The sequence below is a fragment of the Desulfurivibrio dismutans genome, assembly GCF_029210385.1.
In the GTDB taxonomy this organism is placed as follows: domain Bacteria; phylum Desulfobacterota; class Desulfobulbia; order Desulfobulbales; family Desulfurivibrionaceae; genus Desulfurivibrio; species Desulfurivibrio dismutans.
The window spans coordinates 102,053-112,225 of record NZ_JARGDQ010000010.1 but is presented as its reverse complement, the minus strand read 5'-3'; the positions used below and the strand labels follow the sequence as shown (position 1 = coordinate 112,225).

Genomic DNA, 10,173 nt, shown 5'->3' with positions numbered 1-10,173 from the left:
ACCGGCGGGTGACCCGCCGGAGAAGTTCGTTTTATACTCAGTCTTGCTTGCCGTGTCAATCGTTTTTTGTGATCGGTGGCAAAACTTTTCGGCCGCCGGCGCCTGCCAGCCGGCCTCTCCCGGGTGACCCGGAAAGGCCGGCAAGATAGCCGCCCTCTCTTCGCTTGTCAACGCCTTTTAGCATTTTTTTAGCAACCCCCCCCCATCGGGGTTCACACCCTACCATTAATAGCGTGAGCCGCACAGGCAGCACCGAAACCATTGTCGATATTGACCACCGTCACTCCCGGGGCACAACTGTTGAGCATCCCCAGCAGGGCGGCAATCCCGCCAAGACCAACCCCATACCCGACACTGGTGGGCACGGCAATCACCGGCTTGCTCACCAGGCCGCCAACCACGCTGGGCAATGCCCCTTCCATGCCGGCCACCACAATCAGGACCGAAGCATCATCCATGGCCTGACGCTGACCCAGCAGCCGATGAATACCCGCCACTCCAGCATCATACAGCCGGGCCACCGGATTGCCCAAAGCAGTGGCTGTGATAACGGCTTCTTCGGCCACCGGCTCATCAGAGGTGCCGGCGGAAATCACCAGAATGGTGCCCCGGCGATCCCGATCGCTTAGTTCCGGCAGGTTAGCGGTCAGCATTCTGGCCGCCGGGTGGTATGTCAGTTCAGGCACCAGATCGATCACCGCCGCCGCCTTGGCGACATCAACCCTGGTGGCCAGCACTGTTTCCTGCCGGGCCAGCATCCTGCGCATGATTTGCGCCACCTGTTCGGCACTCTTGCCCTCACCGAAAACAACTTCCGGAATCCCGGTACGCAGGCGCCGCTGGTGATCAAGGTGGGCGCAACCCAGCATTTCCCCGGGCCAGTGCCGGAGTGTATCCATGGCCTGCTCCACCGGACAGCGACCGGCCGCAACCTCGGCCAGCAGTTGCGCGAGATCTTCTTTTTTCATGTTCCTACTTTAACAACAAATACCCTGATTCGTAAAGCACAAGCGCCATCCCGACGTGGCCGCGAGGTGGTTTCGGTTGTCTTCCGCAACCGCTTCCGGTACATTCACCAGAAAGCTGAAGTCGGCAGCAACACCCCGGCGATTACCCGCGCGCCGCTTAGTGGCACGGGTGACCACACAGATCAATTCGACCACCAGGCCCAGCACCATGACCAGCTCCCCCCGTACCTGGCTCAAGCTTACCGTCCAGTGCCCGGCTGAACAGGCCGACAACGTGTCCGCCCTGCTGGCCTCCTGCAGCGCCGGCGGCGTGGAACATGGCTTCACCGGTTTTGATCAGGACTCCCCATGGGAGGAGATCAGTGTCTACCTGGAACAGGACGACAGCCTCAACGATTGCCTGCAGGCCATCAACGATTACCTTGAATATCTGCGCCACCAGGATCCGGCGATCGAGATTCCCCCGCCCCAAAGCGAGGTCATCACCGAACAAGACTGGAATGCTGCCTGGAAAAAAGAATTTACCCCGCTGGCCGTTACCCCCGGTCTGATCATCAAGCCCACCTGGGAAACCTATGCCCCCGCCCCCGGAGAACAGGTAATCGAAATGGATCCCGGACAGGCCTTTGGCACCGGCCATCACGCCAGCACCCGACTGGCCCTGCACCTGCTCAAGCTGGTATTTGCCGACCCCAAACCACCGGCCACCGTTCTGGATGCCGGCTGTGGCACCGGTATTCTGGCCATGGCTGCGGCCCTGTGGGGGGCGGAAAAAGTTATCGCCATCGACAACGACCCGCTGGCGGTTGAGGCTACCCGTTTTAACAGTGAAAAAAACCAGTTGGACGGGGTTATTAAGGCCAGCCTGACCCCCCTCAAGGATTTGACCGAACCTTTTCAGACCATATTGGCCAACATCACCGCCGACGTGCTGCTGGACATGGCCCCTGACCTGGTGCGCCTGCTAAAGGCCGGCGGTCACCTGATCCTGGCCGGCATTCTGGCCGGAGCGCAGGAGGCCGAAATCAGCCACAGGTTTCAAGAGCTTGGTCTGACCATCCGCCAGCAACCCCACCAGGGGGAGTGGGCCGCTTTACTATGCCAGAAAGTAGTCGAAGCTCAGTCATGAGACGTTTTTTTATTGACCCCAAGGCCGTCGAGGGGCAGCAAGCCACCCTGACGGGCGGTGACGCCCACCACCTACAGGTGCTGCGCCTGACCGCCGGGGACCAGGTGGAACTTTTTGATGGCCGGGGCACGGTTTACCAGGCCAGGATCGCCCATATCGACCCGGGCCTGGCCAGACTGGATCTGCTGAAAGCCATCAACACCCCGCCGGAGAACCTGGCCATCCACCTGGGACAGGCCATGCTCAAGGGCAAAAAAATGGACCTGGTGGTACAAAAATGCACTGAACTCGGGGTGCGCTCCCTGCGGCCCTATACCTCGCAGCACACCAAAACCCCGCCTCCCGGCACCGACAAACTGGAGCGCTGGCAGCGAATAATCCACGAATCCTGCAAACAGTGCAACCAACCCTGGCCCCCGGCTTGTCACCCGGCGCAAACCTTCCATGAACTGCTGGCCACAGCGGCCGATGTCGACCTGCGCCTGATCTGCTGGGAAGAACCGGATGCCCCCCCGTTAAGCAGCATTGTGAAGCAATTCAGTCCGCCGGACTCAATCATGGTTTTAATCGGACCTGAAGGCGGTTTCAACCGGGATGAAATCGCCAGCGCCCGGCAGGCCGGTTTTTTGCCCGTCGGCCTGGGGCGCCGCATTCTGCGGGCGGAAACTGCGGCCATCGTAATCATCGCCCTGCTGCAATATATTTTCAGCGATCTAAACTGACCCCCTCAAAACCTGCCAGTCCACCCGGCTAACAATTTTTTTTCATAAAAAAACTAGCTTCACCACCAACTCCCATTAATTGATATTGACAATTATGCAAAACAAGTAGTAGTTATGTTTTCCGTACCGCCAGTTGCCTGCTGTGCACGTAATCGCCGGCTCGTTACGCTTAAATCCAGAGGAGGGTTCCCTGTACCGTTCTGCTGTTTGTATTTTGAGTAATCTCCTTCCTGCAACGCGCGCTGACTAACCACAAGAAGAGCGCCACCATCCTAAAACATTGGGGAGAACTGTGGATGAATGTTGATATCGGCCCCATCACCCGGATCGAAGGCCACCTGAACGTAAAAACCACAGTGGAAAACGGGGTAGTAATCGACGCCCGCTGTGAAGGCGAGATGTTCCGGGGGTTTGAGATTTTTCTCCGTGGCCGCGACCCCCTGGACTCTCAGCAGATCACCCAACGCATCTGTGGAGTCTGCCCTTACGCCCACGCCATTGCCTCTTCCACCGCCCAGGAAAACGCCTATCGGCTGAACGTCCCCCCCAACGGCCGTATTCTGCACAATCTGATCCAGGGCGCCAACCATCTGTACGATTACCTGTTGCACTTCTATCAACTTTGCGCCCTGGATTATGTCGATATCACCGCAGTGCTGGAATACACCGGCAAAGATCCGGAACTGAGCAAAGTCCGCGACTGGGTAAAGGCCGAGGTTGATTCCGGCAAGCGCTACCCGGCGGCGCCCTTTTTACCCCGGCTTTCCGGCAAATACCTCAACAATCGGGATGCCAACCTGGGGGCCATAAAAAATTACCTGGAAGCCATGCGGATGGAACAAAAGGCCAACCAGGCGGCGGCCATCTTCGGCGGCAAGTTCCCCCACGCCACGTCGATCTTCCCCGGCGGCTGCACCCAGGAGGCCCGTATCGACCTGATTGTTCCATACCAGTCACTGATCCGCGAGGTGCGCGACTTCATTCATCACAAATATATTCCCGATGTCCTGGCAGTAGCCGGAGCATTTCCCGAATACTGGGATATCGGCCGCAGTCAGGGCGGTTTCCTCTCTTACGGCCATATGCCTTTGGGCCCCGAGCCCGACAGCCGGCGCCTGCTGGCACCGGGGGTACTGTTCAACGGCGAAGTAACAGCGGTGGATTTCAACCAGATTCGCCAGGATGTCAACAACGCCAAATACTCCTCCCCCACCAACCTGCAGGTCCGCGACGCCGCCATCACCCCCCAGCCCAACAAACGCGACGCCTATTCATGGATCATGGCCCCCCGTTATGCCGGCAAAATGCTGGAAGTGGGGCCGGCAGCCCGGGTGCTGGTGGATTACACCCAAGGGCACAACCCGACCGTCAAGGAACTGGTGGATCGTTTCGCCAGCCAGGCCGGCATCCGCCCCGCCCAACTCAATTCGGTACTGGGCCGGCACCTGAGCCGGGCTATTCTGGCGGCGGTGCTGGCCGATTTTCTCCTGGCCGAAAGTCAACGTCTGGCGCCTGGCCAACCCACCATGGCCGCCATCGATCCACCTGCCTCGGCGGAGGGTTTCGGCGCCACCGAGGCTTCCCGGGGCGCCCTGCTGCATTACATCCGGATTGAAAATTACAAAATCGCCAAATATGAATGCGTGGTTCCCACCACCTGGAACGCCTCGCCCCGTGACGACCAGGGTCAGCCCGGGGCCATGGAATCCGCCCTGATCGGCACCAGAGTCAACAATCCGGAGGAGCAGATCGAGTCCAAGCGCATCGTCCGCTCTTTCGATCCCTGCCTGGCCTGTGCGGTACATTGAGGAAGGAGAAAAACACATGTTTGACCGCCGAAAATTTATCAAGCTTGCCGCCGCCCTGGCCGCCGCCTTCGGCACCAAGGGCTTGAGCCAACCGGCTAAAGCGGCCCTGAATGAAATCGACCCACGCAACGTACCCAAACTGCTTTATCTGCAGGGGCTTTCCTGCACCGGCTGCTCCATTTCCCTGCTCCAGGCCGAATCGCCTTCCCCGGTGAGCATGATCACCGACTACTCCCAACTGGTTTTTCACACCGACCTTTCCGCCACTTCCGGGGCCCAGGCCATGGAACTGATCAACTCTTTCATCGACGGCGAAGCCGGCGACTACGTGCTGGCCATCGAGGGGGCGATTCCGGAAAACATGCCAGAGGCCTGTATCATCGACCATAAACCTTTTGCCGATTACCTGGAGCGGGCCGCCCACACCATGAGCGGCGCGGTGGCCATCGGCTCCTGCGCCTGCGACGGCGGCATTCCCGCCGCAGAAGGCAACCCCACCGGCGCCATCGGCCTGGCGGAATTCTACCGTAAACGCAACCTCACCCAGCCGGTGATCAATATCCGAGGCTGTCCGATACACCCGGACTGGGTCTGGCACACCATCACCCATCTGGCTTTAGCCGGCAACCCCAGCATGATCAACGGTTCACCGCGGGTATTTTTTGAGCGGCGGCTGCACGAACTATGCCCCCGCTATTATGATTTCCAGGAGGAAATATTTGCCGAAAAGCTGGGTGATCGCGGTTGTCTGTTCAGACTTGGCTGTCTGGGCCCCATAACCTTCGCTGATTGCCCCACCCGCTGGTGGAACGGCGGTCGCACCTGGTGCGTGGACACCAACGCTCCCTGCATCGGCTGCGCCTCCCCCAATTTTGCCCGCAAAAAAGATCTGCCCTTCTACCGACTGTCCGAGGGGAAAGGTCGTAACCGCTAACCTAATGATGGCCTCGCAAAAACCCGCCAAAGATTTTGGGCGGTAAAACGAAAACAAGGAATCAGCAAATGCGCCCCGTCAGCGCCGCAGTTTTGAGCGGCGCTGACCAAAGTTGCAGTTCACGGAGAACCATTCATGCCAGGCAACGCCACCCACCAACGCTCCGTCATCGCCCGCGTCATGACCGCCGTACTGATCGTTCTGGCCATCGCCCTGATCGGCGGGACCATCTTTCTACATACTTTCGTCAAGCAGCGGCTTTCAACCAATTACCTGAACTCGGTTTACACCCTTTTTGATTCTTTCGAGGAAGGGGTCAAGGGTTCCCTGGAACGAGGACAGATGAAGACATTCCTGGAGCTGCTCTATCGTCAGAATGAGATTACCGGCATCATCGACGCCTCCCTCTACGACCCGGCTGGCCGGCTCAATCTCTCTTCCACCGACGGCAACCGGGCGGAGCGGGAACTGGCGCCAGCCACCAGGCAAGAACTGGATAACATGAAAATGGTGGAAGAGCACCGGGGAGATTACCTGCGGCTCTACGGCCCACAACCGGTGGTGCCGGACTGCATTCGCTGCCATACTGACTGGCGGGAAGGTGAGTCCGGCGGCACTCTGGCCCTGAGTTACGACCTCAGTCGGCTGAATGACACCCTGCGCAACCTGACCCTGTTTCTGGTCTTTGGCTGCGTTACCCTGCTGGCCCTGGTAAGCGCCTCCATCGGCCTGGTCATGAACCGCCTGGTCAGCCGGCCGGTCAATGCGGTGATCGAAGATCTGCAGGAGAGTACCGGCGAGGTTTCCCACAGCGCCCACCAATCCGCCGAATCGGGCCAGGCCGTGGCCGACCGGGCCTCCCAGCAGGCGGCGGCCCTGGAGCAGACCAGCGCCTCCATTGAGGAACTGGCCTCCATGACCAACAAAAACGCCGACAGTGCTGATTCCGCCAACAGCCTGATGACTGAAGCCAATCAGGTAATGACCGAAGCAAATGAGGCCATGGGGCAACTGACCGAGGCCATGCGGGAGATCACCAGCGCCAACGAAGAAACCAGCAAGATCATCCAAACCATTGATGAAATTGCTTTTCAGACCAACCTGCTGGCCTTGAACGCGGCGGTGGAGGCAGCCAGGGCAGGCGAGGCCGGGGCGGGTTTTGCGGTGGTGGCGGACGAGGTGCGCAACCTGGCCATGCGGGCGGCGGAGGCGGCCCGCCAGACCACGGCTCTGCTGGCCACCACCAACGACCGGATTGAGCGGGGTTCGCGACTGGTGGGCAACACCGACGAATCGTTTAAAAACGCCGCCGACCGGGCCCAAAAAACCGCCGCTATTCTGGAGGAAATCGCCACCGCCTCGAAAGAGCAATCCCAAGGTATTCGCCAGATTTCCAAAGCCATCCAGGAACTGGACGAGTCAACCCAGGACAACGCCGCCGAAGCCGAGCAACAGTCACAGCTGGCCGGCAGCATGGAGGAGCAGGCCGAACAGCTCAACCATTGTGTGGCAACCCTGATCACTCTTATCCAGGGGCAAAAATCCGGCAACCGGGCGGCCTTGTCGGCAAAAAGGAAGGAGGAAGGAAAAGAAAAACAGAAGTTATTGTCCTGACCTACCGCCCTTTTCCGAGTGCCGCCAAAGCCGCAACAGGTTGGCCCGGGCCTGGGAGTCTTCGATCCCGGCGATGATTTCCTTGAATCTGGCCTCCCGGTCTGGATCAATCGCCCTGGGCGACGGCGGCGGCTGGGGTTGGGCCTGCTGCTCCCGATCCAGCTCATGGGCCAACGCCGGATCAAACCGAAAACGCAAGCCGGTCAGTTGGCGCTCACCGGGCAAACGGCGATTAACCGCCTCCATGATGGCGTTTTTTTCATACTGTAATTGCTGCCCCCAAACCGGGTCCGCCACCCGCACCCACAGCACCGAATCCCGGATCACCTCCGGCCGGCATACGGCGGCGGTTTCCTCCCCCACCACCTGGGCCCAGAACAAAAAAACCTGGTGCTGGGCCAGACGGGACCGCCAGTTACGGTTCCCCGCCAAACCTGTCAGCATCTCTCCCACACGGCCTATCTTACTGCTTTCCCTCACTCATCCTCTCCCTGTTGATGCATCCGCCAAAAATTCATGGGCACGACAATGACTTCTTGCGAAGTCATTTATTGGATTGGTTTTACTATAAACCAAGTTTATCCCACGGCACGTTTACCTTGCCCATTGGGACAGAACCCATTATTAAGAGGGGGTTTTGTTAAAAGATCATTCTAACCAAGTTAAGGAAATAATATCATGGGATTTCGTTGCGGCATCGTCGGCCTGCCCAATGTGGGCAAGTCCACCATTTTTAACGCCCTCACCGCGGCAGGGATCGAATCGGCCAACTACCCTTTCTGCACCATCGAACCAAACGTGGGCATGGTGCCGGTCCCCGATGAGCGGCTGGACCGGCTGGCCGCCATGGTCAAGACCCGAAATAAAGTCAACGCCAAGATGGAGTTCGTCGACATCGCCGGCCTGGTCAGCGGCGCCAGTAAAGGCGAGGGCCTGGGCAACCAGTTTTTAGGACATATCCGCCAAGTGGATGCCATCGCCCACGTAATCCGCTGTTTTACCGACGACAACATTGTCCACGTCGGCGGCTCCATTGATCCCCTGCGGGACCGTGAGGTAATCAACACGGAACTGATTCTCGCCGATTTGGAAACAGTACGCAAGCGTCTTGATAAAAGTGCGACCCAGATCAAGTCCGGGCTTAAGGGAGCCAAGGAGCAACAGGCCTTTCTGCAGGCTTTGGAAAAACACCTGGACCAGGGACAGCCGGCCCGCACCATGGAGCTTGACGATACCGGCCGGGAGCTGATGAAAGAGCTGTTTTTGCTCAGCGCCAAGCCGGTACTCTATGTGGCCAACGTCTCGGAAGCGGAAATCAACCGCGGCAATCCCTGGGTGGAAGAGTTAAAACAGGCGGCGGCCACGGAACGGGCCTCGGTGGTGATGATCTCCGGGTCCATCGAAGAAGAGCTGAGCCACCTGGAAGAGTCCGAGCGCCGGGACTTCCTGGATGATCTGGGCCAGAGCGAACCGGGCCTGCACCGCCTGATCCGCAACGGCTATGAACTGCTGGGGCTGATCACCTACTTCACGGTGGGCGAAAAGGAAACCCGGGCCTGGACCATTCCGCAGGGCAGGAAAGCCCCCCAGGCCGCCGGGGTAATCCATACCGACTTTGAACGGGGGTTCATCCGGGCCGAAGTGATTTCCTGTGAAGATCTGATCGCTTGCGGCAGTGAGGCCAAAGCCCGGGAAAAGGGCCTGCTGCGCCTGGAGGGCAAGGATTACGTGGTCCTGGACGGTGATTGCATGAATTTCCGCTTCAACGTTTAGCAGTCTGATAAAAAAGCCATCCCTGGCTTTTTTATCTAACGGTTGGCCAAAGATGGCTTTGGCCAACCTCACGAATTAATTGCCACTTTCAGTGCCAATTAATTCGGCGGCCCATCCATGGGCCGCTAACAGCCCGTTTTTCAACGGGCTGTTAGCCCCGCCTTTTTAAACCCCAAAAACAATAACCATGACCGGGAGCAAACCATGCTGAAAACCAACCGGGAGCAACTGGTGTGTCAGTCAGTGATCGGCGAGATCACCTCACCGCTGGGCGGCATCAACCCCTACCGGATCAACCCTGAAGGCCACTCCGACATCTACCCTGGAGTCGGGGGTATTACTTATAATCTGCGCATCGGCGACCGGGCCTGCGGGCTGTTTGCCGACCATGTCGAACCCGGGGTTTCCATCAGCAACTTCACCCAGTTTCAGGGCCAGCCCGGCCCCAACCGGGCCCTCAACCTGTACTCCTGCGCCGGTAACCCGGCCACGGTGGTAAGCGGCGAGGCCAAGGGCGAAAAAGGCCGGGTTACCGGCAAACACGGGGGGATTGAACATGTCTTGCTTGATTTCCCGCCCGAGGTGCTGGAAAAACTGGTAATCGGCGATAAAATTCAGATCAAGGCTTTTGGTTGCGGACTGCGGCTGATTGACTTTCCGGGTATAAAAATCATTAACCTCGACCCTGACCTGCTGGCCAAACTGCCCCTAAAAAAGGGGAAAAACGGCAAGCTTCTGGTACCTGTGACCCATCGCGTACCGGCGGCGATCATGGGTTCAGGCATCGGTTCCCCCCACAGCAACAGTGGCGATTATGATATCCAGCTCTTTGACCGCCCCACGGTGGAAAAATATCAATTAAAGGATCTGCGCCTGGGGGACCTGGTGGCCATTATCGACGCCGATGCCTCTTATGGTCGCATCTACCGCAGCGGCGGCGTGGTCATCGGCATCATCGTCCATTCCGATTGCGTACTGGCCGGTCATGGCCCCGGGGTGATGGTGGTCATGGCCGCCGGGGGCGGTGAAATTGAGCCGGTAATCGATGATAAAGCCAACTTGGCCCATTACCTGCCAAAACTTTAAGCCACCGTCCCTGCCAAAAGGGCAAGTTTTTTTTGCCTGCAGCCCGCTTTAAGGTTATACTGCACGGCCGATAAGGCAGAAAGCCGAGATCATCGTGGCAGCCGGTGTCTTGGTGGCTGCCCTCCTCGCATCCGCCTCT

10 protein-coding genes are annotated in these 10,173 nt (G+C 58.7%); 7 read left to right on the top strand and 3 right to left on the bottom strand.

What is annotated here, in order from left to right:
• Positions 1-212 precede the first annotated feature (212 nt).
• Positions 213-968 carry a nickel pincer cofactor biosynthesis protein LarB gene (gene larB, locus P0N66_RS11580; protein WP_275805567.1) on the bottom strand — a complete coding sequence of 252 codons (756 nt, stop codon included), beginning with the start codon at positions 966-968 and terminating at the stop codon, positions 213-215.
• A gap of 9 nt (positions 969-977) precedes the next feature.
• Positions 978-1,178 (bottom strand): hypothetical protein, encoded by a 201-nt coding sequence (locus P0N66_RS11575; protein ID WP_275805565.1) that lies wholly within the window; start codon positions 1,176-1,178, stop codon positions 978-980.
• On the opposite strand from P0N66_RS11575, the gene prmA reads away from it, so the two are divergent.
• The 5 genes from prmA to P0N66_RS11550 all read left to right on the top strand — a co-directional run bounded on the left by prmA (position 1,177) and on the right by P0N66_RS11550 (position 7,175).
• A complete protein-coding gene (gene prmA / locus P0N66_RS11570; RefSeq protein ID WP_275805563.1) occupies positions 1,177-2,097 on the top strand; it encodes a 50S ribosomal protein L11 methyltransferase in 921 nt (306 codons plus the stop codon). The two genes, P0N66_RS11575 and prmA, sit on opposite strands and share 2 nt — an antisense overlap.
• Complete coding sequence (locus tag P0N66_RS11565) at positions 2,094-2,819, top strand: 16S rRNA (uracil(1498)-N(3))-methyltransferase (protein ID WP_275805561.1); 726 nt, start codon at positions 2,094-2,096, stop codon at positions 2,817-2,819. Before prmA ends, P0N66_RS11565 begins: the two co-directional genes overlap by 4 nt.
• Before the next feature lie 296 nt (positions 2,820-3,115).
• The gene (locus P0N66_RS11560; protein WP_275805559.1) at positions 3,116-4,627 is read left to right on the top strand and encodes a nickel-dependent hydrogenase large subunit; all 1,512 of its coding nucleotides are present in this window, start codon (positions 3,116-3,118) and stop codon (positions 4,625-4,627) included.
• Between the two features lie 16 nt (positions 4,628-4,643).
• Positions 4,644-5,561: a hydrogenase small subunit gene (locus P0N66_RS11555; RefSeq protein WP_275805557.1), complete on the top strand. Its 918-nt coding sequence runs from the start codon at positions 4,644-4,646 to the stop codon at positions 5,559-5,561.
• A 135-nt stretch (positions 5,562-5,696) separates the two neighbouring features.
• Entirely contained in the window at positions 5,697-7,175 is a 1,479-nt protein-coding gene (locus tag P0N66_RS11550) for a methyl-accepting chemotaxis protein (protein WP_275805555.1), read from the top strand.
• Here P0N66_RS11550 and P0N66_RS11545 read toward each other — a convergent pair.
• A complete protein-coding gene (locus tag P0N66_RS11545) occupies positions 7,164-7,619 on the bottom strand; it encodes a DUF721 domain-containing protein (protein ID WP_275805553.1) in 456 nt (151 codons plus the stop codon). The genes P0N66_RS11550 and P0N66_RS11545 overlap by 12 nt on opposite strands.
• A 234-nt stretch (positions 7,620-7,853) precedes the next feature.
• On the opposite strand from P0N66_RS11545, the gene ychF reads away from it, so the two are divergent.
• Entirely contained in the window at positions 7,854-8,948 is a 1,095-nt protein-coding gene (ychF, locus tag P0N66_RS11540; protein ID WP_275805551.1) for a redox-regulated ATPase YchF, read from the top strand.
• Between the two features lie 204 nt (positions 8,949-9,152).
• Entirely contained in the window at positions 9,153-10,034 is an 882-nt protein-coding gene (locus P0N66_RS11535; RefSeq protein WP_275805549.1) for a DUF4438 domain-containing protein, read from the top strand.
• Positions 10,035-10,173 lie beyond the last annotated feature (139 nt).